This window comes from Modestobacter caceresii (genome assembly GCF_000761485.1).
GTDB classification, from domain to species: Bacteria; Actinomycetota; Actinomycetes; order Mycobacteriales; family Geodermatophilaceae; genus Modestobacter; species Modestobacter caceresii.
The window spans coordinates 1-23,701 of sequence record NZ_JPMX01000003.1; the positions used below are offsets into that span (position 1 = coordinate 1).

General features: G+C 74.6%; 23 protein-coding genes and 1 riboswitch. Of the genes, 15 read left to right on the forward strand and 8 right to left on the reverse strand.

The window, feature by feature from the left end; genetic code table 11:
- Positions 1-467: hypothetical protein (locus IN07_RS25015; protein WP_231557918.1), on the reverse strand; the 467-nt coding region annotated here is incomplete at its 3' end.
- Position 468: 1 nt separating this feature from the next.
- Positions 469-627: riboswitch (cyclic di-AMP (ydaO/yuaA leader) on the reverse strand.
- A 269-nt stretch (positions 628-896) separates the two neighbouring features.
- Between IN07_RS25015 and IN07_RS00665 the strand changes: the two genes are divergently transcribed.
- The 4 genes from IN07_RS00665 to IN07_RS00680 all read left to right on the forward strand — a co-directional run bounded on the left by IN07_RS00665 (position 897) and on the right by IN07_RS00680 (position 6,123).
- Positions 897-2,300, forward strand: coding sequence for a threonine/serine exporter family protein (locus tag IN07_RS00665; protein WP_231557919.1), 1,404 nt, complete (start codon positions 897-899; stop codon positions 2,298-2,300).
- Between the two features lie 247 nt (positions 2,301-2,547).
- Entirely contained in the window at positions 2,548-3,549 is a 1,002-nt protein-coding gene (locus IN07_RS00670) for a sugar ABC transporter substrate-binding protein (RefSeq protein ID WP_036332573.1), read from the forward strand.
- 1 nt (position 3,550) lies between these two features.
- Entirely contained in the window at positions 3,551-5,050 is a 1,500-nt protein-coding gene (locus IN07_RS00675; RefSeq protein ID WP_036332575.1) for a sugar ABC transporter ATP-binding protein, read from the forward strand.
- Positions 5,050-6,123 (forward strand): ABC transporter permease, encoded by a 1,074-nt coding sequence (locus IN07_RS00680; RefSeq protein WP_081975080.1) that lies wholly within the window; start codon positions 5,050-5,052, stop codon positions 6,121-6,123. Before IN07_RS00675 ends, IN07_RS00680 begins: the two co-directional genes overlap by 1 nt.
- 42 nt (positions 6,124-6,165) lie before the next feature.
- On the opposite strand, the gene IN07_RS00685 is transcribed toward IN07_RS00680, so the two are convergent.
- The 6 genes from IN07_RS00685 to IN07_RS00710 form a co-directional block, all read right to left on the reverse strand.
- On the reverse strand, positions 6,166-6,945 hold the full coding sequence (locus IN07_RS00685; RefSeq protein WP_036332577.1) for an SDR family NAD(P)-dependent oxidoreductase: 780 nt from the start codon (positions 6,943-6,945) through the stop codon (positions 6,166-6,168).
- Positions 6,946-6,963: 18 nt separating this feature from the next.
- Entirely contained in the window at positions 6,964-7,782 is an 819-nt protein-coding gene (locus IN07_RS00690; RefSeq protein ID WP_036332579.1) for an SDR family NAD(P)-dependent oxidoreductase, read from the reverse strand.
- The gene (locus IN07_RS00695; RefSeq protein ID WP_052090449.1) at positions 7,779-8,597 is read right to left on the reverse strand and encodes a MoaF C-terminal domain-containing protein; all 819 of its coding nucleotides are present in this window, start codon (positions 8,595-8,597) and stop codon (positions 7,779-7,781) included. The genes IN07_RS00690 and IN07_RS00695 overlap by 4 nt, the downstream gene beginning before the upstream one ends.
- Positions 8,598-8,650: 53 nt before the next feature.
- Complete coding sequence (locus tag IN07_RS00700) at positions 8,651-10,327, reverse strand: amidohydrolase (protein ID WP_036332580.1); 1,677 nt, start codon at positions 10,325-10,327, stop codon at positions 8,651-8,653.
- Between the two features lie 202 nt (positions 10,328-10,529).
- Positions 10,530-11,495: an AraC-like ligand-binding domain-containing protein gene (locus IN07_RS23660; protein ID WP_052090453.1), complete on the reverse strand. Its 966-nt coding sequence runs from the start codon at positions 11,493-11,495 to the stop codon at positions 10,530-10,532.
- 101 nt (positions 11,496-11,596) lie between these two features.
- The gene (locus tag IN07_RS00710) at positions 11,597-12,748 is read right to left on the reverse strand and encodes a CaiB/BaiF CoA transferase family protein (RefSeq protein ID WP_036332582.1); all 1,152 of its coding nucleotides are present in this window, start codon (positions 12,746-12,748) and stop codon (positions 11,597-11,599) included.
- A 139-nt stretch (positions 12,749-12,887) separates the two neighbouring features.
- Between IN07_RS00710 and IN07_RS00715 the strand changes: the two genes are divergently transcribed.
- The 11 genes from IN07_RS00715 (at position 12,888) to IN07_RS25565 (ending at position 23,474) form a co-directional block, all read left to right on the forward strand.
- Positions 12,888-13,541 carry a CDP-alcohol phosphatidyltransferase family protein gene (locus IN07_RS00715; protein WP_081975082.1) on the forward strand — a complete coding sequence of 218 codons (654 nt, stop codon included), beginning with the start codon at positions 12,888-12,890 and terminating at the stop codon, positions 13,539-13,541.
- Positions 13,538-14,512, forward strand: a complete 975-nt coding sequence (locus tag IN07_RS00720; RefSeq protein ID WP_081975083.1) for a DUF881 domain-containing protein — start codon at positions 13,538-13,540, stop codon at positions 14,510-14,512. Before IN07_RS00715 ends, IN07_RS00720 begins: the two co-directional genes overlap by 4 nt.
- Positions 14,513-14,515: 3 nt before the next feature.
- A complete protein-coding gene (locus tag IN07_RS00725) occupies positions 14,516-14,848 on the forward strand; it encodes a small basic family protein (protein WP_036332584.1) in 333 nt (110 codons plus the stop codon).
- Positions 14,845-15,738 carry a DUF881 domain-containing protein gene (locus IN07_RS00730; RefSeq protein WP_231557920.1) on the forward strand — a complete coding sequence of 298 codons (894 nt, stop codon included), beginning with the start codon at positions 14,845-14,847 and terminating at the stop codon, positions 15,736-15,738. Before IN07_RS00725 ends, IN07_RS00730 begins: the two co-directional genes overlap by 4 nt.
- A 114-nt stretch (positions 15,739-15,852) precedes the next feature.
- Positions 15,853-16,257 (forward strand): glycine cleavage system protein GcvH, encoded by a 405-nt coding sequence (gcvH, locus tag IN07_RS00735; protein ID WP_036332586.1) that lies wholly within the window; start codon positions 15,853-15,855, stop codon positions 16,255-16,257.
- A gap of 302 nt (positions 16,258-16,559) precedes the next feature.
- The gene (odhI, locus tag IN07_RS00740) at positions 16,560-17,078 is read left to right on the forward strand and encodes an oxoglutarate dehydrogenase inhibitor Odhl (protein WP_036332588.1); all 519 of its coding nucleotides are present in this window, start codon (positions 16,560-16,562) and stop codon (positions 17,076-17,078) included.
- Between the two features lie 43 nt (positions 17,079-17,121).
- Positions 17,122-17,898, forward strand: a complete 777-nt coding sequence (gene ftsR, locus IN07_RS00745; RefSeq protein ID WP_081975084.1) for a transcriptional regulator FtsR — start codon at positions 17,122-17,124, stop codon at positions 17,896-17,898.
- A 118-nt stretch (positions 17,899-18,016) separates the two neighbouring features.
- Complete coding sequence (locus IN07_RS00750) at positions 18,017-18,502, forward strand: bifunctional nuclease family protein (protein ID WP_036332790.1); 486 nt, start codon at positions 18,017-18,019, stop codon at positions 18,500-18,502.
- Positions 18,503-18,774: 272 nt separating this feature from the next.
- Positions 18,775-19,347: a MerR family transcriptional regulator gene (locus IN07_RS00755; RefSeq protein ID WP_063124211.1), complete on the forward strand. Its 573-nt coding sequence runs from the start codon at positions 18,775-18,777 to the stop codon at positions 19,345-19,347.
- Positions 19,348-19,531: 184 nt separating this feature from the next.
- Complete coding sequence (gene gcvP, locus IN07_RS00760) at positions 19,532-22,546, forward strand: aminomethyl-transferring glycine dehydrogenase (protein WP_036332590.1); 3,015 nt, start codon at positions 19,532-19,534, stop codon at positions 22,544-22,546.
- Positions 22,547-22,598: 52 nt separating this feature from the next.
- On the forward strand, positions 22,599-23,474 hold the full coding sequence (locus IN07_RS25565) for a hypothetical protein (protein ID WP_197058297.1): 876 nt from the start codon (positions 22,599-22,601) through the stop codon (positions 23,472-23,474).
- A 10-nt stretch (positions 23,475-23,484) separates the two neighbouring features.
- On the opposite strand, the gene IN07_RS00770 is transcribed toward IN07_RS25565, so the two are convergent.
- Positions 23,485-23,685 carry a DUF5999 family protein gene (locus tag IN07_RS00770; RefSeq protein ID WP_036332594.1) on the reverse strand — a complete coding sequence of 67 codons (201 nt, stop codon included), beginning with the start codon at positions 23,683-23,685 and terminating at the stop codon, positions 23,485-23,487.
- Positions 23,686-23,701 lie beyond the last annotated feature (16 nt).

Consider the following 23,701-nt stretch of genomic DNA (forward strand, 5'->3'; position numbering starts at 1 on the left):
GGCGCGGGGGCGGGAGCCGGAGCCGGGGCGGCCTCGGGAGCCGGAGCCGGAGCCGGGGCGGCCTCGGGAGCCGGAGCCGGGGCCGGGGCCGGGGCGGGAGCCGGGGCCGGGGCGGCTTCCGGGGCGGGTGTCACAGCCGCCTCGGGTGCCGGTGCGCCGTCCTCCAGGCCGCGGGCGAACCGCAGCTGCCCTTCGGAGCGGGAGTCGGCACCCCCGCCGTGGAGGTCGCGGTTGCGCTCGTAGAGCGCCCGCCAGGACCCGCCGTTGGCCTCCAGGAGCGCGGCGATCGCGGCGCGCCGCTCGACGGTCTCCTGGTCTGCCGGGACGGCGGCGGGTGCAGCGGCTGCTGCGGGTGGCGCGGTGGTGGTGTGGGCCTGTGCCGGGAAGGCCAGGAGCCCGAGCGTGACGGCGGAGACGCCGGCCACGACGAGGGGGCGGACGAGACGAGGTGCAGAGTGCTTGGGCATGGTGATCTCCGATCACCGCCTGAGGGGTTAGCTGTCGGGTTCGGGCGATCGGTGCCCGGCCGGCGATGCCGGCTTCACCCCGAGACGAGCCGACTGGTGGTCGGCGCGTCGTGTGCGGTGGTTCCCCCACCCCTGCCTTGACGAGTTGCGGATGACGGTCGGCAGGCAGGGTTGGGCGGGCCGGCGTCACGCCCACTGAGTCGGCGCGACGGGCACGTTATGGAAACGAGACCGGCTTGTCCTCGTGACGCATCTCACGCCATCGGCGAGCCGCCGACGGCACGCCGACCCGGGGTCGGAAGTCGTGCCCGGTGGCGAGTCGGTCCGGACGAGTCCGTCGCCGGTGGCCTCCGGTCGCTGTGGGGAAGGCCACGAGCCGGCCCCTGGCTGTCAGCGGTGCGTGCCGTCGGTGATCCGTAGCCTGGCGGAGTGCCCTCCACGAGCCCCGGCCGCCGGCAGCACCTGACCCGCCTGCCGGACCGCGCGCGGAAGGCGATCTCGGGATCCGGGCCGCCGACGGCGCCCTTCGCGCTGCGTGCCCGGCCCAGCCCGGTCGACGCGGGCACCGCCCGCTCGGCGCTGGGTCTGGCCCTCCGCATCGGGGAGTCGATGATGGCGGTCGGGGCCTCGGCGGCCGACGTGACCGCCACGGTGCTGCGCGTGGCTGCCGGCTACGGGCTGACCGACTGCCAGGTCGACATCACGTTCACGTCGCTGACCATCAGCTACGACCCGGACGACGTCCCACCGCTCATGCTGATGCGGATCGTGCGCCCGCGGGGGCTGGACTACACCCGGCTCCAGGGCATCACCGACCTGGCGGCGGAGATCAAGACGGCCGGCCTGGGCCTGGAGGAGGCGCACCGTCAGCTGGACGACGTGCTGTCGGCGCCGCACCCCTACCGCCGATCGATCCACGCGCTCGGCTGGTCGGGCGTGGCGGCCTGTGTCGCCTTCCTGCTCGGTGGTGGCTGGCTCGTGGCCCTGGTCGCGGCGGTCACCACGGCCGCGATCGAGCAGACGATCCGCGCCCTCGACCGGCGCGGGCTCCCGATGTTCTTCCAGCAGGTGGCCGGCGCTGCGGTGGCCACCGGGGCGGCCGTCCTCCTCGTCGTCTGGGAGGTCGATGTCCGCACCTCGCTGGTGGTCGCCGCTGGGATCGTCGTCCTGCTGGCCGGCCTCTCCTTCGTGGGCGCCGCCGAGGACGCGATCAGCGGCTTCCCGGTCACGGCCGCGGCGCGGGCCTTCGAGGTGCTGACGTTGACCACCGGGATCGTCGTCGGCATCGCCGCCGTCCTGGACCTGGCGCAGCGGGCGCAGGTCCCGCTCCGCGTGCTCGACCCGGGAACGGCCGGCGTGCCGTTCGTCGTGACGCTGGCCGCGGCCGCCGGGATGGCCGGGGCATGGGCACTGGCCTCGCACGCCCGCCCGGCGGCCATCGGGGTCGCCACGGCGGCCGGCGCGCTGGCGTGGACGACGGCGTCGGCGAGCGCGGCCTTCGGTGCCGGTCCTGCGGTGGCGAGTGGGGCGGCGGCCATCGTCGCTGGGTTCTGCGGGGAGGCGCTGACCGATCGGCTCCGGATCCCGCCCCTGCTCGTCGCGGTCTGCAGCATCGTCCCGCTGCTGCCCGGGCTCACGATCTACCGGGGCCTCTTCGCGGTCGTCGTGGAGGCCGACGTCGCAGGCGGCGTGAACGCGCTCGTCGGGGCGGCGGCGATCGGACTGGCCCTGGCCGCCGGCGTCGTGCTGGGCAGGTACTTCGGCCGTCCACTGGGCAGCAGCCGCGATCGGTTCGACCGGCGGGTGCGGCGCCACGCGACCAGCTCCGACTGAGATCGGCCTGCTGACCGAGGGGTCCGGGCCGGGCAGCCCGGACGGGTGCGCGAAACGGCGAGATCGGGTGCACGCGGTGGTCCTCGGCCACCGCGGATGGGACCGAGGGTCTACCGAACAGCTCACCGCCGCCGGGTGATGCCGTCGGCGGAGCTCGCTCCGGTCACCATCCCCGCGGGACCAGTCCCGGGGTGGCCGGGCTCCGTCCGGTCCTGACGCCGTCCCCTCTGCAGAGAACGAGGCCCTCATGTCCGCACGCCGTCATCGAGCCACCGCCGCCGTCGTCGCGCCGCTCGCGGTGACCCTGGCGCTGACCGGTTGCAGCACCACGAGTGAGAGCGGCACCGTCGCGGCCACCCCTGCGGGCGGCGACACCGAGGTCGACACGATCCTCTTCGACTTCCCCTTCACCTCGCTGCCCATCTACTCGGTGCTCAGCCAGCAGATGCAGGACTACGCCGAGGAGCAGGGCGTCACCGTCGAGTTCACCAACGACAACAGCGACCTGTCGACCCAGGTGTCGAACCTGACCACCTACCTCAACAGCGACGTGGACGCGGTGGTGTCCTTCCCGATGGACCCGGCCAGCATCGACTCGATCGCCCAGCAGTACCTGGACGCCGGCAAGTACTGGGTCACCTACGGCGGCGACCTGGAGAACCAGAGCAGCACGCTGCAGTTCAGCTTCACCGAGTCCGGGCGGATGCTCGGGGAGGACGCCGGCCGGTGGGCGCAGGAGGACCTCGGTGAGCCCCCCACGGTGCTGGTGCTGGAGGACCAGCTGACCCAGATCGGGCAGGAGCGGACCAACGGGATCCTCGAGGGACTGCGCAACGCCGCTCCCGATGCCGAGATCGTCGCCCAGCAGCAGGCGGTGACCCCGCAGGAAGCGCTGACGGTCACCAACTCGGTGCTGGCCGCGAACCCCGACGTGGACATGGTGCTGGCGGCCGTCGGTGACGCCGCCCAGGGCGCCTACCAGGCGCTGCTGTCCTCCGGCCGGGCGGCGGACGACCCGGAGACCTACGTCGGCGGGCTCGACGGCAACCTCTCCCTGTTCCAGGCGATGCAGGAGGGCGACTTCGTGCGCGGCGTGGTGACCGTCAAGTCCGAGGACATCGTGAAGGCGACCATCGACATCCCGCTGGCCCTGGGCCGCGGGGAGGAGCCGGAGACCGACGTCCCGGTGTACCTGGTCACCCCGGACAGCCCCGACCTGCAGGAGTACGTCACCGCCTTCGGCGGCTGACATGACCGTCTCCGTCCGTGGCCTCACCAAGAGGTACGGCCCGACCCTGGCGCTCGACGACGTCGACCTGGACGTCGCCGCCGGTGAGGTGCACGCCCTGCTCGGGCACAACGGCGCCGGCAAGTCCACGGTGATCAAGTGCCTGGGCGGGGGCACCGCGCCCAGCGCCGGCTCGATCACGATCGGTGGGACGACGCACGACGCACTGGACCCCCGGTCCTCCATCGCCGCGGGGATCGCGGTGATCTACCAGCACCTGAGCCTCATCGACCGGCTGGACGTCACCGAGAACCTCCACCTCGGTCAGGAGACGACGACGGCGGGGGTCTTCCTGCGCCGGGCCGACCAGCGGGCGCGTGCGGTGCGCCTGCTCGAGCGGGTGGGCCTGGACGTCTCCCCGGGCACCCCGGTCCGGCAGCTGACCATCGGCCAGCGGCAGCTGGTCGAGATCGCGAAGGCGCTGAGCCGGGACGCGCGGTTGCTCGTCCTGGACGAACCGAGCGCCGCGCTGTCCCCGGTGGAGTCACGCCGGCTGGCCGACCTGGTGCGGCTGCTCAAGGCCGACGGGATCGCCGTCCTGTACGTGACCCACCTGCTCAACGAGGTGGTCGAGCTCGCTGACCGCACCACGGTCATGCGGGACGGGCGGGTCGTGTGGTCCCAGCCGATGGCCGGGGTGAGCAAGACCGACCTGGTGACCGCGGTGAGCGGCCGCGCGCACGGGGCGGCCGTGGCGCCGCGGCCGGTGGACCCGGACACGCCCCCGGCGCTGGCCATCGAGCACCTGCGGGCACCGGGCCTGCACGACGTCTCCCTGGTGGTCCGGCCCGGGGAGATCGTCGGCCTCTACGGGCTGGTGGGGTCCGGCCGGTCGCGGCTGCTGGAGACCCTCTTCGGTCGCCGGCCGGCCACCTCCGGGACGGTCGCCGTGGACGGGCGCCCGGTGCGCGTCCGCCGTCCCGACGACGCCCTCCGTGCCGGCCTCGCACTCGTCCCTGGTGACCGGCTCCGGCAGGGGCTCTTCGGCTCCCTCTCGTCGGGGGAGAACACCGTGCTGCGGGTCATGTCGCTCACCGCACGTGCGGGGTGGCGTCGGCCCCGGGCGGAACAGGAGGTCTTCCGGAGCACCGCCGCCGCGTTCGGCCTGCGCCCGGCCGACCCGGCGGTGCCGGTCTCCCGGCTGTCCGGCGGCAACCAGCAGAAGGTGCTCATCGCCCGCTGGGTCAACGACCGGGCCGGTACCCGGGTCCTCCTGCTGGACGACCCGACCCAGGGCGTCGACGTCGGCGCCCGGGCCGAGATCTACGACGTCCTGCGGCAGGTCGCCGCCGACCAGGGGCTGGCGGTGCTGTTCGCCAGCAACGACCCCGACGAGGTCGTCGCGCTGGCACACCGCTGCCTGGTGATGCGCCAGGGCCGGGTCGTCGACGACCTCGACATGCGCGACACCGACGAAGAGCAGCTGCTCGACCTCATCCACAGCGAGCTGGAGCCCTCCTGATGACGACCGCCCCACCTCCCACCGTCGACGGCGCCGACCGTCGTCCCCCGTCCACCGGTCACGCCGCCGCGGCACCGTCCCCGGTGGCCGCCGCCGCGGGCTGGCTGGTCCAGAACCCGCTGCTGGTGCTGCTCGTGGTGATGGTGGCCGGCGTGCAGCTGGCCACCGGGGCGCAACTGGGCTGGGGCAACCTGCGGGGCGTCTTCCTGGACGCGGCGGTCATCGCGATCGTCGCCGCCCCGGTCGCGATGCTGGTGATCGCCGGCTACATCGACCTCTCGGTCGGGTCGACCCTGGCCCTGGGCGGGGTGGTGGCCGGCAAGGTGGCGCAGTCCGGTGGGTCCCCGCTGGTCGCCGTCGGGGCGGCGCTGCTCGCCGGCGCCGCAGTCGGGGTGGTCAACGCGGTGCTGGCGACGGTGTTCGGGCTGTCCTCCTTCATCGTGACCCTGGGCATGCTCACCGCCGTCCGGGGCGTCGCCCAGCTGGTCAGCCCGCTGCCGCTGAGCAACTTCGGGGAGGCCTTCGGCTTCCTGGGCATCGGCAACATCGCCGGGATCCCGCTCCCGGCGCTGCTGGCCGTCGCCGTGCTGCTGACCGCCGGGGTGTTCCTCACCCGCACGCCGGCCGGGCGGCACCTCTACGCGATCGGGGTGAACCGGGAGGCCGCCTACCTGTCCGGGGTGGACACCCGGCGGATCCCGTTCCTGCTGTTCGTCACCAGCGGCGCCGCGGCCGGGCTGGCCGGCGCGATCACCGTCGCCCGGCTCAACAGCGCCCCGGCCGGCCAGCTCGGCGGCGGCTTCGAACTGGCGGTGATCACCGCGGTGCTGCTCGGCGGCGTCGCGCTCACCGGCGGCGAGGGCAGCATGGTCGACGTCCTGGTCGGGGTGCTGTTCATGGGGCTGCTCCGCAACGGCCTCACCCTGCTGGGCGTCACCACCTTCTGGCAGAACGTCGCCAGCGGCCTGGCGCTGGTGGCGGCGATCGCCATCGCCGCAGCCACCCACGTCGTCCGCGGGAAGATGCGGGCCCGGGAGGCCCACCGGCTCGACGACGCGGCCCCCACCGGCTGAAGCGCACCCGGCCGGGGGCGACTGCCCTCGGCCGGGCCCGGGCTACGGGGTGGGGTCGGTGGCGAACTCGTACGGCGGGACGGCGGGCCGGGCCAGGTAGCCGAAGTCGGAGACGACCGAGGTGCCGTTGATCGGGGAGCTCACCGGTGAGGCGAGGAACGCGGCGTGCCGGGCCAGGTCCGCCGGCTGCATGACGGGCAGGTCGCTGCCGGCGAACCCGTCGGGGCGGCCCAGGTCGGCCCGCGACATCGGGGTGTCGACGACCCCCGGGCACAGGCAGTTGACGCGCACCTCGGGGTGGTCGACCGACAGGGAGCGGGTGAGCATCAGCACCGCGCCCTTGGAGGTGTTGTAGGCGCTCATCCCCTCGAACGCCACGAGTGCCGCATCCGAGGCGATCAACACGATGGTGGCGACCGGGCTGGAGCGCAGCGCGGGGACGGTGTGCTTGGCCAGCAGGAAGTTGCCGCGGACGTTCACCGCCATGACCTGGTCCCAGTCGGCGACGCTCACCTCCGCGGCCGGTGTCCCGGCCGGGCCGGAGATGCCCGCACACCCGAGGACGGTGTCCAGCCGGCCGAACCGGTGGAGGACGGCGGCGACGGCCGTGCGCACGTCCGCCTCGACCGTCACGTCGGCCCGGACGAACAGGGCGTCGTGGCCCCGGTCGCGCAGCAGTGCGGCGACCTCCTCGCCGGCCGGGTCACGGTCGAGGAGGGCGGTCTTCGCGCCCTCCTCGGCGAGCGCGTCGGCACACGCCCGCCCGATGCCGGAAGCACCACCGGTGATCAGCGCGACCCGATCGCGCAGCTGCAGGTCCATGATCCGGTCCTCCTGTCCTCAGGGTCGGTCGACCGGGCGGCCGTCGACCGACACCCGGGGGTCGAAGGGCACCGTGCCCACGTCCACGGCCACCTGCCCGCCGTCGACCGGGACCACCGCTGCGTTGACGTAGCGGGCCTGGTCCGACAGCAGCCAGGCGATGCACGCGGCGACCTCGTCGGCGCCGGCCGGCCGACGCGCCGGGACCAGTGAGGTCACCAGCCCGTAGGCGGCGCTGGGGGAGAGGCCGCGCGGACCGCCGAACTCCGCCATCTCCGCGTCGGCCATCTCGGTTGCCGTCCACCCGGGGCACACCACGTTGGCCCGGAGTCCCTGGGGGCCGTAGTCGACGGCGAGGGACTGGGTGAGCGCGGTGGCGGCCGCCTTCGAGGCGGCGTAGACCGACATCTCCGCGCTGGCCCGCAGGCCGGCCACCGAGGCGACGGTGACCACGGCGCCGCGTGACGCCAGCAGGTGCGGCAACGCGGCCCGGAGCACGTGGTAGAGGCCGCCGACGTTGACCCGCAGCGTCGCCTCGAACGCCTCGGGGGAGACGTCCAGCAGCGCGCCGGGGTGCATCACCCCGGCATTGAGGACCAGGCCGTCGAGGCGACCGAAGTGGTCGACGGTGCGCTGCACGACCCGGGCGGCGTCCGCCGGGTCTGCGACGTCGCCGGCCACGGCGAGCCCGCCGGTCTCCTGCGCCGTCCGCTCCAGCGGTTCCGGCCGGCGACCGCAGACGACGACCCGGGTCCCGGTGCGCGCCAGCGTGCGGGCGGTCGCCGCACCGATGCCGGCGCCGCCGCCGGTGACCAACGCGACCCGGGGAGGGGTCACGGCGTGGTGACCGGCGGTGCCACGGACAGGGGCTGTGCGTAGGCGCCCATCGTGAGGTCGACCAGCTCACCGCTGAACTGGTCGAGCGCGAACTGGATGCCCACCGAGCGCAGCTGGGTCAGGTCGACCAGCACCATGCCCTCGACGCCCAGCAGCTTCTCCAACCAGGAGAAGAGGTACACCCCTTCGCGGATCTTCCAGTGCACGCACCGCTCGGTGTCCGCCTCGCCCTGCTCGGCACCGCCCATGCAGACCCAGGTGAACAGGCGGTCGGTGAGGTAGACGTGGTCGTAGACGTCGTCGCTGCTGTAGCGGTAGCGGATCCGCCGGCCGACCAGTTCGGTGGTCGGCTGGTGGGGGTGCGGGTCCGTCCGCCCTCCGTCGACGGTCGCCTGGAACCACTGCTGCCGGGCGCGGTGCGGGTGCGGCTCCAGACCGAGCTGGGCCAGGGCCCCGGTCGCTGCGCCGTTGCGGAGGTCCAGCGCCATGGACGCTGCCTCGGGCTGGGGGAGGCCCTGCCACAGCTGGTGCACGTAGAACAGCTGGTCGGCCAGCTCGAAGGCCTGGTAGCCGGCGGTGCCGCTGCGCTCCGGGCGGTCGCCGACGCGCAGCACCCAGTCGAGCCGGCGGTCGTCGGTGAACCGCTGCTCGAGTGAGAACCCCTCGCCGCCGTCGGTCAGGGCGCCGGTCAGGGTCACGGTCCGGCCGACCAGGGCGCCGGACACCGGCGGGCGGAACTCGTCGAAGCCCTCGGCCATCTCGGTCAAGGGGGTCCAGGACTGCGCGTCCCAGGCGAAGTCGCCTCTGCCGCTCACGGTTCTCCTCGTCGTCGTGCTGGTCAGGTCGGTCTCGGCCCAGCCGAGTGGGGTCACGGGCGGGTGGTCGGCTCGTCGGCGGTGTGCACCAGTCGGCCGGCGAACCAGGTGCGCAGCACCTGGGTGGCGTGCACCTGCGTCGGGTCCACCGCGAAGACGTCGCGGTCCAGGACGATGAAGTCCGCGGACCGGCCGGGGGTGAGCCGTCCGGTCACGTCGCCGAGCCCCATCGCCTCGGCCGGGTGCGTGGTGAAGGCGGTGACCGCCTCCTGCACGGTCAGCGCCTGCCCGGGGTTGAGCGTCCCGGGCACCGCGGGGTCGGGGTTGCGGCGGGTGACCATGGCCTCCAGCCCGGTCCACGGGTCGGGGGTGGGTGCGGCACACGGCCAGTCCGACCCGGCGGCGACCACCGCACCCGAGTCGAGGAGGTCGCGGAACGGCCAGGACGCCGCGACCACCTCCGCGGGCACGTGGGCGGCGATGCTGTCCTGGATCACGCCGGGGAACCAGATGTAGGGGGAGGCGTCGGCGACCACGTCGAGCGCGGCGAACCGGGGCAGGTCGTCGGGGTGCACGTACTCGGCGTGGGCGATCTGGAAGCGCGGCCCGGTCCCGCGGCGGGCGCGCACCTGCTCCACGGCATCGAGCACGAGCCGCACCGAGGCGTCCCCGGTCGCGTGGAACTTCGCGCCCAGGCCGAGGTCGTGGCACCGCTCCACCTCGGCGACCAGGTCGGGCAGGTCGTAGTACAGGTCACCGGTCGTGGCGGGCTCGCCGTGCCGGCACTGGTAGGGCTCCAGCAGTGCCGTCGTCCGGGTCATCGGGACGCCGTCCAGCACGATCTTCACGAAGTCCGGGCGCACCAGCTCGCTGCGCTGGGCCCGGGCCTCCGCGATGAGCTCCCCGCCGACCGCGCCGTCCTCGAGGAACGGGCGCACCGGGAGGGAGGCGACCACCCGCAGCGTCAGCTCACCCGCCGCCTCGAGCTCGCGCAGCGTGGCCAGGGGTGCGCCCATGGTCGCGGCCTCCTGCACGCTGGTGATGCCGTAGGAGTTCAGCACCCGGATCGCGGTGGCCACCGCTTCCCGCATCCGCGCCTGCGGATCGGCGACCGACGCCGCGAAGGCCGACTCGGCCCGGGCGGAGGCCAGCTCGTGCAGCACGCCGGTGAGCCGGCCGGCGTCGTCCCGGACGTAGCGGCCGCCCTCCACGTCCGGGCTGTCCGGGCCCACCTCCATGAGCTCCAACGCCCGCGAGCTGACCCAGCGGTTGTGCATGGTGTCGTCGCGCAGCAGCACCGGCCGCCCGCCGCTGGCCTCGTCGAGGGCCAACCGGTGGCGCTCCTCGGCCAGCTGACCGAGGAGCGTGCTGCCGAGGATGCCGCCGACGACCCAGGCGTCCGGCTCCAGCCGGCCGGCCCACGCCCGCACCTTCGCCAGCACGTCGTCCAGCGAGTCGCTCGGCAGCAGGGGCAGCTCGAACGCCGCCTGGGCGCCGGCCAGGTTCAGGTGCACGTGCCCGTCGACCAGCCCCGGGAGCACCAGCGCGCCGGCCAGGTCGTGCACCTCCGTGTCCGGGCCACGGTGCCGGGCGACCTCGTCGACCGTCCCGACGTCCAGCAGCAGCCCGTCCCGGACCGCCAGCGCCTCGGCCCACGGGCGCGCCGGGTCCGACGTCCAGACGCGTCCTCCGGTCACGACGAGGTCAGCGGCGAGCGGGGTGGGGGACATCGGGCCTCCGGGTGGACGTGGGCGGGCGGGGGACGCGCGGTGCCCGGAGCCACCGGCGGGGCGGTCGGCTCGCCGAGCGGGGCCGGCCGGCCGGCGACGGGCTGCACCGACGCCGGTGAGTCCACGGCACCGCGGGGGAGGGGCTGAGCCATCCCGTGCACGGCCTGTCGCCATCTCGTGCACGGGACTGGTCGGCACCCGGTCAGGCGGCCGTGCTCTGCCGACGACGGAGCTGTGCCGGGGACTCGCCGAAGGCCGTGCGGAACTGTCGCGCGAGATGGGTGACGTCGAGGATCCCCCAGCGGGCGGCGATCGACGGCGTGCTCCGGCCGGCGAGCGTCGGGTCGAGCAGGTCGCGGCGGATGCGCTCCAGGCGGCGGCGCCGTATCCACGCGGCGGTGGTGAACCCCTCCTGGGCGCACATCTTGTGCACCTGGCGCACCGAGACGCCGAGGGCAACCGCGATCGACTCGACGCCGAGGTCGGGGTCCCCGAGGTGGGCCAGCGCGTACGTGCGCACCCGGTCGGCCAGGGTGGGCCCGCTGCCCCCGGGCACCTGGGGGAGTCCGGCGTAGACGGCGAGCACCATCGACACGAGGGCGTCACCGAGGTGGCAGGCCGCGGGGGAGTCGCCCGAACCGGCGTCCTCGCACCTCGACAGTTCCTCCAGCATCGAGGAGAGCGCGCGAGCGGGGCCGCTCGTCGCCGGGACGGGGACCGCGGTCCGCTCGCTGAATGGTCGGAGGTGCGGTTGCAGCCGGTCCCGCGGCACCGCGACGACGACCGCCTCCCAGTTCGTACCTGCGCTGTCCAGGTGGTACGGCCGGGTCGTCTCGTAGGCCACCAGGTCCCCGGGCCTGGCCTCCCCCCGACGCCCGTCCTGGCTCAGCCGGCTGACGCCGGAGCGCTGCCAGATCAGCTTGAGGAACTCCGGGTCGGTGGAGCTGAGCAGGCGCCCGGTACGGGAGACCGAGTTGGGGCTGGTGCGCAGCGCGGTGACGAGCAGCCCGTCGGCGGTGGCACTGCGCAGCCGGCCGTGGAAGGCGACGCCCTCGACCGGCCGCACCCGCACCGGTGCGCAGGCGGAGGACACCGCCGCCTCGAAGGTGCCGAGGGCTGCCTCGGCGTCCAGCGGCTCGGCTGCGGGGCTGCGGGGCGTCGTGACCACAGGCTGCCTCGTTCCACTCGGAAAGCGAACGACATGTCCGTTAAGAGGGAACGCTAGGTCATGTGTGACCTGCTGCACAACGATTGACCGTCCACGGACGGTCAGTCAGTGGGAGTCGGGGCCTGGACCACCGTGCCGGCGGCCAGCAGTGCGTCGACGTCGGTGATGCCCCAGTCCGACAGTGCCGCCCGGGTGTGCTCCCCGGCGCGGGACGGCGACCGGTCCAGCGTGGCCGGGGTGCGGGAGAACCGCGGCGCGGGTGCCGGCTGCACGACGCCGTCCCGCTCGACGTAGGTCTGCCGCGCCGCCAGCTGCGGGTGGTCGCGGGCCTCGGCGAAGGAGAGCACCGGGGCCACGCAGGCGTCGCTGCCGGCGAACACCTCGGCCCACTCGTCGCGGGTCCGCCGGCCGATCGCGTCGGCGAACAGGCCGCGCAGCACCTCCGGGTCCGCCCCGGCCCGGTCCGGCACGCGGCCGGCCAGGCCGAGCCGGTCGACGAGCTCGGCGTAGAACTGCGGCTCCAGGGCGCCGACCGCCAGGTGCCGGCCGTCGGCGGTCTCGTAGACGTCGTACCAGGGGACGCCGGAGTCCAGCAGGTTCACGCCGCGGGTGTCCTGCCACACCCCGCCGGCCAGCATGCCGACGATCATGGTCGCCAGGTGCGCGCTGCCGTCGACGATGGCGGCGTCCACCACCTGGCCCCGGCCACTGCCGCGGGCCTCCAGCAGCGCGGCGAGCACCCCCACCACCAGGTACATCGCCCCGCCGCCGAAGTCGCCGACCAGGTTCAGCGGGACCTGCGGCGGCCCGCCCGCCCGTCCGATCGCGTGCAGGACGCCGGTGACCGCGATGTAGCCGAGGTCGTGCCCGGCCGTGGTCGCCAGTGGGCCGTCCTGACCCCAGCCGGTCATCCGGCCGTAGACCAGGCGGGGGTTGCGGGCCAGGCACTCCTGCGGCCCGATGCCCAGCCGTTCGGTGACCCCGGGCCGGAAGCCCTCGAGCAGCACGTCCGCGCGCTCGGCGAGGCGCCGGACCAGCTCCGCGCCGTCCGGGTCCTTGAGGTCGACGGCCACCGACCGCCGTCCGCGGGCCAGCAGGTCGTGCTCAGCGGACGGCGTGGGCGGCCGGGCGCCGGGACGGTCGATCCGCAGCACGTCGGCGCCGAGGTCGGCGAGGAGCATCGCCGCGAACGGGGCGGGGCCGAGACCGGTGAGCTCGACGACGCGCAGCCCGGCGAGGGGTCCGGTGGTCATCGGAGAACCTGACGGCACCGTGACGCCGGTCGTCAAGGGGCGGGTGCCGAGGGTGCCCCGGGCGACCGGCCGGTCGGCGGGGGGACCATGGACGTCGGGCACTAGCCTGACCCGCGGTGGACGGCGAGGTGGAGCTGCGATGACGACGGCGGGCGACCGGGCGGCCGACGGTCCGGCCGACCGTCGGCGCGTGGTGCCGCGGAACCGGGACGAGCTGGGCGACCGGGTGCTGACGCTGCCGAACGTGCTGTCGGTCGTCCGGCTGCTGGGCGTGCCCCTGTTCCTCTGGCTGCTGCTGGGCCCGCACGCCGACGGCTGGGCCATCGTCGTGCTCGCGGTCTCCGGCGCCACCGACTGGCTCGACGGGAAGCTCGCCCGCGCGCTGGGACAGGCCAGCCGACTCGGCGCGTTCCTGGACCCGGCCGCCGACCGCCTCTACATCGTCGCGACGCTGGTCGCCTTCGTCATCCGGGACGTCGTGCCGCTGTGGGTGGTCGTCGTGCTGCTGCTGCGCGAGGTCGTGCTGGCCACGACCCTGCTGGTGCTCCGGCGCGCGGGCTGGCCGCCGCTGCAGGTGCACTACCTCGGCAAGGCCGCGACCTTCCTGCTGCTGTACGCCTTCCCCCTCCTGCTGCTGGCCGACGGCGAGGGGTCGGTGGCCGCGGTGGTCCAGCCGGTCGCCTACGCGCTCACCGTGTGGGGGGCGGCGCTCTACCTGCTCGCAGGGGTCTTCTACGTGGTCCAGGCCGTCCAGCTGCTGTCCGGGCGTCGCCCGGCCGGAGTGGAGGCGTGAACGCGCCCGCACCCGGGCGGCCACGTTCGCTGGGTGCCTCCCTGCTGGACCAGGTGCTGGCCGACACCCTGGACCCGGCCTACGCCCAGGTCGCTGCGGCCCGGGCGGCCCGGGCCGCGGAGGAGGCGACCGGACCGACGGCCCAGCCCGGTCCGGCTCCCCGCCCCTCCTGGCTGCAGCGCAACCGGGGGCAGCTGCTCGTCGCCGCCGCGATGCTCCTGGCCGGCCTGCTGGCCGCGGTGACCTACCAGGAGGCGGCGGCCGGCGCGCAGGGGCGTGAGGCGGCCCGGGAGGCGCTGCGCGACGACATCGTCCAGGAGTCCGCGACCGGCGACGAGCTGGCCGCCCAGCTGCAGGAGCTCACCGCAGAGGTCGCCCGGACCCGGCAGCAGGCGCTGGACACCAGCGTGGTCGGGCAGCGCGCGCTGAGCCGGCTCGCGGCGGCGCAGCAGGGCGCCGCCGCGGTGGCGGTCTCCGGGCCCGGGCTCCGCGTGACGGTCGGCAACGCCCCGCCGGCGGCGGACAGCGACCCGGTCGGCGGGTCCGACCAGATCGCACTGGCCGGCCGGGTCCAGGACGGCGACCTCCAGCTGGCGGTGAACGCGCTGTGGGCCTCCGGTGCCGAGGCGGTCAGCATCAACGGTCAGCGGGTGGGCCCGACCACCGCCATCCGCCAGGCCGGAGACGCCATCCTGGTCGACTTCCGACCGGTGATGAACCCCTACGAGATCTCCGCGGTCGGCGACCCCGACGACCTGGCCCGCGCCTTCCTGGCCACCCCGGAGGCCAACGAGCTGGCGACGCTGACGAAGGACTTCGGTGTGGTCTTCGACTTCGCCCGGGCCGACGACCTCGAGCTGCCGGCCGGCAGCAGCGCGGAGCTGCTGTTCGCCGAGCCGCTCCTCGCACCCGAGGGACAGGGTGAGGCAGCGGCGCCCGCCACCCCCGACCCGCCCACCGACGGAGGCTGACGCGTGATCCCGATCCTCGGACTCGCAGTCGGCGTGGTGCTGGGGCTGCTGCTCGACCCCAGCGTCCCGCTCTGGCTGCAGCCCTACCTGCCGATCGCGGTGGTCGCAGCGCTGGACGCGGTGTTCGGCGGGGTGCGGGCGCGCTTCGACCGGATCTTCGACGCCAAGGTCTTCGTCGTCTCCTTCGTCTCCAACGTCGTCGTCGCAGCGCTGATCGTCTTCCTCGGTGACCAGCTCGGGGTCGGCGCGCAGCTGTCCACCGCCGTGGTGGTGGTGCTCGGCATCCGCATCTTCGGCAACGCCGCGGCGATCCGCCGGCACCTGTTCCGCGCATGAGCGAGGAGCCGACCGCCGATCGCCGGTCCGATGCCGCGTCTGCCGGTGCCGACGACCCCGGGACGGGCTCCTCGGCGGCAGCGACCCCCGAGGCTGGCACCCCGGAGGCTGGCACCCCCGGTGCCGACGGGATGGGGGAGCGGGAGGCGGTCGGCCCGCCGGACGGTGCGGACGGCGCCGGGGCCACGCCGGTGGCCGGACGACGGCGCCGCGATCCGCTGGCGGCCTTCCTCATCGGCGTGCTCACCCTGCTGCTGGGCTTCGCCTTCGCGGTGCAGGTCCGCAGCACCGACACCGACCAGCAGCTGGCCGGCCTGCGCGAGGAGGACCTCGTCCGCATCCTCGACGACCTCTCCTCCCGGGAGGACCGGCTCCGTCAGGAGATCAACGACCAACGGGCGGCGCTGGCCCAGCTGGGCAGCTCCGACAGCGCCGCGGCCGCCGCGCTGGCGGAGGCCGAGGAGCGGGCCGAGGCGCTCGGCATCCTCAACGGCACCGTCGCCGCCCGCGGTCCCGGGCTCGAGGTGGTCATCCGTGATCCCGCCGACCGGGTCACCGCCGGCGTCGTGCTCAACGCCATCCAGGAGCTGCGCGGCGCCGGCGCGGAGACGATGCAGATCGACGGCGTCCGGATCGGCGTGAGCAGCGCCATCACCGGCGAACCCGGTGCCCTGGAGATCGACGGGGAGCCGGTGGAGGCGCCCTACACGATCCGGGTCATCGGGTCACCCGAGGACATGGCCACCGCCCTCAGCATCCCCGGCGGGGTCTCCGCGATGGTCAACCAGCGCCGCGGCGACGTGGCCATCACCCCCTCCCAGGACGTCGTGGTGGACGCGTTGCGGCCACTGGACACGCCTCAATACGCTGAGCCGGCCGAGGGGGACTGAGGAAGGACCTCGGTCCTCCCAGACCTCGCTCTGCTCGGCCGGGCCCCTGCACCGAGGCCGGTGCCAGCACTGCAGCCAGCGACCCGGCCCTGATCCCGACACTGGAGATGCCGCATGACCACACCCGATGACCGCCGTTACACCGACCAGCACGAGTGGGCGCTGGTCCAGGGCACCGAGGGTGCCGCGACGGTGGTCCGGGTCGGGATCACCGACCACGCCCAGGACGCGCTGGGGGACATCGTGTTCGTCCAGCTGCCCGAGGTGGGTGCGGAGGTGGCCCCCGGCAACCCGATCGGTGAGGTGGAGTCCACCAAGTCCGTCTCCGACGTCTACTCGCCGGTGGCCGGCGTCGTGTCGGCGGTGAACGAGGCCCTGACCGACGCGCCGGAGACGGTCAACAGCGATCCCTACGGTGCCGGCTGGCTGGTCGAGGTGCAGGTGACCGGGCAGGACGGCGACCCGACCGCGTCGCTGCTGGACGCGGCGGCGTACCAGGCGGTCGTCCAGGGCTCCTGAGTCTGCCCTGACCGGGCCGGCCGGATCGGCCCGTCACCGTGCTGGCCCCCCGCCGTCCGGTCGGGGTGGTCGGCGATCACTATCATCACTGCGACGGTCGGCCGTGCGCTCCACGGCGTCCGACCCTCACCCTGTACGTGCGGTTGACCCTCGGGTCGGCCGCTGGTTCCATGACCCCCGGCCCGACCGTGATCCTGCGGTCGGCCGACCTACGACGGGCCGTCCGGTCCGTCGTCCGCCGGCCGACCGCGGCCCGTACCACCAGGCCCGCGGCGGTGCCGCCTGCACCGGAGGAGACAGACGTGCTCTGCACTCGATGTGGCCACCAGAACCCAGAGGGCAGCCGCTTCTGCGCGCAGTGCGGGGCGGCGCTGAGCCCCGAGCGGGTCGGCGAGTCGACCAGCATCATCCCCAAGGTCGGCGGTGAGGACTCCGGCGAGCAGGCCGAGGTCGCCGAGTCGACCGCGGACGCGCACGCCGGCGCGGTCGAGTCGCTGCCGGCCGGGTCCGCGCTGCTCGTGGTGAAGCGTGGCCCCAACGCGGGCAGCCGCTTCCTGCTCGACCAGGAGGTCACCACCGCAGGCCGGCACCCCGACAGCGACATCTTCCTCGACGACGTGACGGTCAGCCGCCGGCACGTGGAGTTCCACCGCGAGGGCGGCGGGTTCACCGTCCACGACGTGGGCAGCCTCAACGGCACCTACGTCAACCGGGAGCCGGTCGACGTGGCCTCCCTCGCCGGCGGCGACGAGGTCCAGATCGGCAAGTTCCGCCTGGTCTACCTGACCGGGCCGCGGACGGGCGAGCCGGCCGGCGCATGACCGCCATGTCGTGCACGGAGCGGGCCGAGAGCGGACTCCGGTCATGACGGCGGTGCCCCAGCCCAGCCCCAGCGCTGACCGGGACACCGCCGACGCCCGGGACGCCGCTGACCGCGGAGACGCCGCGGACGCCAGGGACACTGCTGACACCAGGCCCCGGTTCACCATCGGCGAGGTGCTGTCCGCCCTGCGCGGCGACTTCCCGGACGTGACGATCAGCAAGATCCGCTACCTGGAGTCCGAGGAGCTGGTCCACCCGCAGCGGACGCCGTCGGGCTACCGGAAGTTCTCCGTCTCCGACGTGGCCCGACTCCGCTACGTGCTGGCCGCCCAGCGGGACCAGTACCTGCCGTTGCGGGTCATCAAGGAGCACCTGGACGCCCTGGACCGGGGGGAGCCGGTGCCCGGCGGCGGGACCGCCGGCGGGGTGGCCGGCCAACCGGTCGGGACCGCCCCCCTGCCCGGCCCCGAGTTCGCGGCGGCCGCCGGCCTGACGGAGGCCCAGCTGGCCGACTGCGTCCAGTTCGGGCTGCTCAACGCCGACTCCCAGGGCCGGCACCGCGTCACCGACCTGCCCGTGGGCCGCGCCGTTGCCGGCCTGGCCCGGCACGGCATCGAACCGCGGCACCTGCGGGTGTACCGGACGGCGGCGGAGCGGGAGGCCGCCCTGCTCGAGCAGCTGGTGGCCCCGGTGCTGCTGGCGCGCTCCGAGGAGGCTCGCGCCCGGGCCGGTGAGCAGCTCCAGGAGCTGGCCGCGCTGTCGGCACAACTGCACGGCGGGCTGCTGGAGTCGCGCCTGCGCGAGGTCCTCGGCGGCTGACCCCTGGCGTACCGTTGCGGGGGTGCGGGCACCCCTGGCGCACCGGCCGGCCGCCGCGCGGTGGACGGTCGGGGAGCCGGCGGGTGACGACGGGGAAGTCAGCGGAGGGGAGCCAGACGTGCAGGAGCTCAGAGTCGTCGGCGTCCGGGTGGAGCTGCCCGGCAACCAGCCCATCCTGCTGCTCAAGGAGACCCAGGGGGAGCGGTACCTGCCGATCTGGATCGGCGCGACCGAGGCCGCGGCGATCGCCTTCGAACAGCAGGGCGTCCGGCCGGCCCGGCCGATGACCCACGACCTGCTGCGCGAGGTCGTCACGGCCCTCGGCGCCACGCTGGAGGCCGTCCACATCACCGAGATGCGCGACGGCATCTACCTCGCGGAGCTGCAGTTCGGCGACGAGCGCACGGTGAGCGCCCGCCCGTCCGACGCCGTCGCCCTCGCCGTCCGCACCGGTGCGCCCATCTACGGCGCCGAGGCCCTGCTCGACGAGGTCGGGATCGAGATCCCCGACGAGCAGGAGGACGAGGTGGAGAAGTTCCGCGAGTTCCTGGACAACATCAGCCCCGAGGACTTCGGCGCCGGGTCGGGCTCCGGCGGCAGCTGAGCCGCCGGCTCCCCGGAGCCACCCGCGCGGGTGAGTCCAGCGACACGCCGCGTCCCTCGGTTGACCGTGCCCCGGCCCCCGCCTACGGTCAGCGAATCACGTGCGTGGAAGTCCCTGAGTCGCGCCCGTGACCGTTCCCAGCGACAGCACGGGAACGGCCCAGGTGCTGGGTGTCGGAGTCGAGGAGGCGCTGGAGTGAGCGGGCCCGCGATCGACGGCACGAACCCAGCAGCGCCGCGACCGCGGCAGATGAGCGCCAGCGAGGAGTGCCCGTGAGCGACCAGGACAACGGTTCACAGGGTCAGCTGTTCAGCGACGCAGCGGTGGGCGTCCCCTCCTACGACGAGGTCGACACCGACGTCGTCGGCTACCGCGGCCCGACGGCGTGCGCCGCCGCCGGCATCACCTACCGGCAGCTGGACTACTGGGCGCGCACCGGGCTGGTCGCACCGTCCGTGCGGACCGCCACCGGGTCGGGCACGCAGCGGCTCTACTCCTTCCGCGACATCCTGGTGCTCAAGGTCGTGAAACGGCTGCTGGACACCGGCGTCTCGCTGCAGAACATCCGCAAGGCCGTCGACCACCTGCGCACCCGCGGGGTCAAGGACCTCGCCAACATCACGCTGCTCTCCGACGGCGCCACCGTCTACGAGTGCACCTCGGCCGAGGAGGTCGTCGACCTGCTCGCCGGCGGCCAGGGCGTCTTCGGCATCGCGGTCTCCGGGGCCCTCCGGGAGCTCTCCGGGGAGCTCGCGGAGCTGCCGGCCGAGCGGCTGGACGGGGGCGGCTCCGTCGCCGACGACGAGCTGTCCGCCCGCCGCCGCCGGCGCGCCGCCTCGGCCTAGGCCACACCCCGCCGGCCTCGGCCCGCTCTCAGCTCCCGTCCGCAGGCGGCTCGACCCTGCCGTGTGCGGCTCGACCCTCGGGCAGGCCGGCTCCGGCGTCGAGGTCGACCCGGCGCGGCCGCGGTCGAGCCACCTCGGCCTGGACGGCCCGAGCCGCTGACCTCGCGCTGGTACCGTCCCAGCAGTGGCCGACCGGACTCCTGGTTCTGATCCCGCACCCCTGACCGGGTCGCTCCCCGCGCTCTCCGCGCTGTCGACGAGCGGGTCGTTCGCGGCCCGGCACATCGGCCCCCGCCCGGCGGACACCGCCGCGATGCTCGAGGTCCTCGGCCACGCCTCGCTCGCCTCGCTGGCCGATGCCTGTGTGCCGGAGGGCGTGCGCGACCGCACCCCGTTGGACCTCCCGGCGGCCGCCGACGAGGCGACGGTGCTGGCGCAGCTGCGGGAGCGGGCAGCGGCCAACGAGGTGTTCACCTCGATGATCGGGCTGGGCTACAGCGACACGATCACCCCGGCGGTCATCCAGCGGAACATCCTGGAGAACCCCGCCTGGTACACCGCCTACACGCCCTACCAGCCGGAGATCAGCCAGGGCCGCCTCGAGGCGCTGATCAACTTCCAGACGATGGTCGCCGACCTCACCGGGCTGCCGGTCGCCGGCGCCTCGATGCTGGACGAGGCCACCGCCGCGGCGGAGGCGATGACGCTGGTGCGCCGGGCCGGGCGGGCGAAGGGCGACGCCGTCTTCGTCGTCGACGCCGACACGCTGCCGCAGACCGTGGCCGTGCTGCGCACCCGGGCCGAGCCGCTGGGCATCGGCCTGCACGTGGCCGACCTCTCCGCCGGCTGGCCCACCGACCTCCCGGAGGCAGGGGCGTTCGGCGTGCTGCTGGCCTACCCGGGCGCCAGCGGCGCGGTCCGGGACCACCGCGAGCTGGCCGCGGCCGCGCACGCGGCCGGTGCCGCCGTCGTGGTCGCCGCCGACCTGCTCGCCCTCACCCTGCTGGAGGCGCCGGGGGAGTGGGGCGCCGACGTCGCCTGCGGCACCACCCAGCGCTTCGGCGTCCCGATGGGCTACGGGGGCCCGCACGCCGGGTACCTGTCGGTGCGCGAGGGCCTGGCCCGCCAGCTCCCCGGCCGCCTGGTGGGGGTCTCGGTCGACGCCGACGGCGACGTGGCCTACCGGCTGGCGCTGCAGACCCGGGAGCAGCACATCCGCCGGGAGAAGGCCACCAGCAACATCTGCACCGCCCAGGTGCTGCTCGCCGTCATGGCCGGCGCCTACGCCGTCTACCACGGAGCCGAGGGGCTCACCGCGATCGCCGCCCGGGTGCACCGCACCGCCCAGGTGCTGGCCGGCTGGCTGCGCGCCGGTGGCCTCACCGTGGTGCACGAGCACTTCTTCGACACCGTCGTCGTCGCGGTGCCCGGCCGGGCCGCCGAGGTGGTGGCCGCCGCGGCCGCCCGCCGGGTGAACCTGCGCATGGTCGACGACGACGCCGTGGCGATCGCCTGCGACGAGACGACGACGCCCGCCGTCCTGCGGCTGGTCGCCGAGGCGTTCGGGGCCGGCACGGACGACGCGGGCCTGGACGACGCCGGGGACGCGGCGCTCCCGGCAGCGCTCCGCCGGCGCACCCCGTTCCTCACCCACCCGGTCTTCGCCGAGCACCGTTCGGAGACGGCGATGCTGCGCTACCTGCGCCGGCTGTCGGACAAGGACCTCGCGCTGGACCGCACGATGATCCCGCTGGGCTCGTGCACCATGAAGCTGAACGCCGCCACCGAGATGGCTGCGATCACCTGGCCGGAGTTCGCCGGCCTGCACCCCTTCGCGCCGGTCGAGCAGGCCCGCGGGTACGCCCAGCTGATTCAGGAGCTGTGCGACGGGCTCGCCGAGGTCACCGGGTACGCCGCGGTCAGCGTGCAGCCCAACGCCGGGTCGCAGGGTGAGTTCGCCGGCCTGATGGCCATCCGCGCCTACCACCACAGCCGCGGCGACGTCGAGCGCGACGTGTGCCTCATCCCGTCCTCCGCGCACGGCACCAACGCGGCCAGCGCCGTCATGGCCGGCATGCGGGTGGTCGTGGTGGCCTGCGACGAGGCCGGCAACGTCGACCTCGCCGACCTGCGGGCCAAGGTCGACGCCCACGCCGAGCGGCTCGCCGCGATCATGATCACCTACCCCTCGACCCACGGGGTGTTCGAGGTGGAGGTGCAGCAGATCTGCGCCGCGGTGCACGACGCCGGCGGTCAGGTCTACGTCGACGGCGCGAACCTCAACGCCCTGGTCGGGCTGGCCAAGCCCGGCCGGTTCGGCTCCGACGTCAGCCACCTCAACCTGCACAAGACCTTCTGCATCCCGCACGGCGGGGGTGGCCCCGGCGTGGGGCCGATCGGCGTCCGGGAGCACCTCGTGCCCTTCCTGCCCGGCCACCCGCTGGTGGAGACCGGGGGCAGCGGCCCGGCGATCTCCGGTGCCCCGTGGGGCTCGGCGGGGATCCTGCCGATCTCCTGGGCCTACCTGCGGCTGATGGGCCCCGACGGGCTGCTCCAGGCCACCGAGCAGGCGATCCTGGCGGCCAACTACGTCGCCGAGCGGCTGCGGCCGCACTACCCGGTGCTCTACACCGGTGCGACCGGCCTGGTGGCGCACGAGTGCATCCTGGACATCCGGCCGCTCACCAAGGCCACCGGCGTGACCAACGACGACATCGCCAAGCGGCTGATCGACCTGGGCTTCCACGCGCCGACGATGAGCTTCCCGGTGGCCGGCACGTTGATGGTCGAGCCGACCGAGAGCGAGGACAAGGCCGAGCTGGACCGGTTCGTCGAGGCGATGGTGCACATCCGCGGGGAGATCGAGCGGGTCGCCACCGGCGAGTACGACCGCCAGGACAACCCGCTGCGCAACGCCCCGCACACGCTGAAGATGCTGGCGGGGGAGTGGGACCGCCCGTACTCCCGCGAGGCGGCCGTGTACCCCGTCCCGGGGCTGGTCGGGCGCGGCTACCTGGCGCCGGTGCGGCGCATCGACGGGGCCTACGGCGACCGCAACCTGGTCTGCTCCTGCCCGTCGCCGGAGGCGTTCGAGGAGCCCGCGGAGCCGCGCCCGCCGGTGGCGACCGAGCCTGGCCGCGCCGAGGGGGCACCCGATGACCTGGGGACGGCGCAGGACGTGGTGGGCGCCCGGTCCTGACACGCCGGGAAGGGGTCGACGGCGCGGCCCGGAAGGTGCACGATCCCCGTGCATGGGGACCCTGGTACGTCGGTCGTCGGTCGGTGTGGTAGCGCTCGTCGGGACGGCGGTCCTGACCTCCTGTGCGAGCCAGCTGGGCGCCGCCGGTCCCACCGCGGTCAGCGAGGCGGCCGCCTCCGGCAGCGTCGCGCCGGCCGCCGACGAGGCCGCCGCGGAGGAGCTGGCCGGCGCGCTGCTGCCGGAGTCCGCGTTCGGCCCGGACGCCACGGTGCTGCAGCTCCCGTCGGAGTGGGTCGGCCCCTGGTCGGGGTCCTGGGCCGGGCCGTGGTCGGGTGACGGGTCCTGGGGCGGCCACCGCGGCTGGGGCGGCCACCACGGCTGGGGCGGCCACCACTGGTGGGGCGGCCACCACTGGTGGGGCGATGCGGACGGCACCGATGCGGACGGCACCGTCGAGGACGGCACGGCAGCGGAGCCGTCGGTCGAACCGGCCGCCTGCGCTGACGCGCTGGCCGCCCTCCCGACGCTCGAGGACGAGGAGATGCCGGCGGTCGCGGCCCAGGTGGCCGCCACCGATCAGCAGCGGACCTTCCAGGTGGTCGCCGAGGGGCCGGCCGTCGAGGGGCTGGAGCTGCCGGCCGACCAGCTCGTCCAGGCCTGCGCGGACGCGACCGTCGACGTGCCCTGGGGGATGCAGGTCGGGATCGGCCTGTCGGCGCTGGACGTCCCGGAGCGCGGGGACTCCGCTGCCGGGCTGGCGGTCACGATGACCCACCCGGTCGGCACGGTCTCGATGCTGGTCGCTGTGGTCACCGACGGCCCGCGCGCGGTCATGCTGAGCCAGACCGGCACCGCGGACGCTGCGCTGGACCAGGCCGCGTTCGTCACGCTGCTCACCCAGGCCGCCGACGCCGCAGGCGTGGGCTGAGCCGACCCGATCAGCCGGCGGAGGCGCCGGCCAGGGCCCAGGGGCGGGTCAGCACGACCTGACCGTCCGGGAGCAGTTCGCCGTCGTCGTCGAACACGACCACGCCGTTGCACAGCAGCGTCCACCCCTGTTCGGGACGGCGGTGCAGCGGCACGGCCAGCACGCGGCCGTCTGCCGTGGGCGGGGGACAGGTCGAGGGGTGCGAGCACATCGGGGTCCACTCCAGG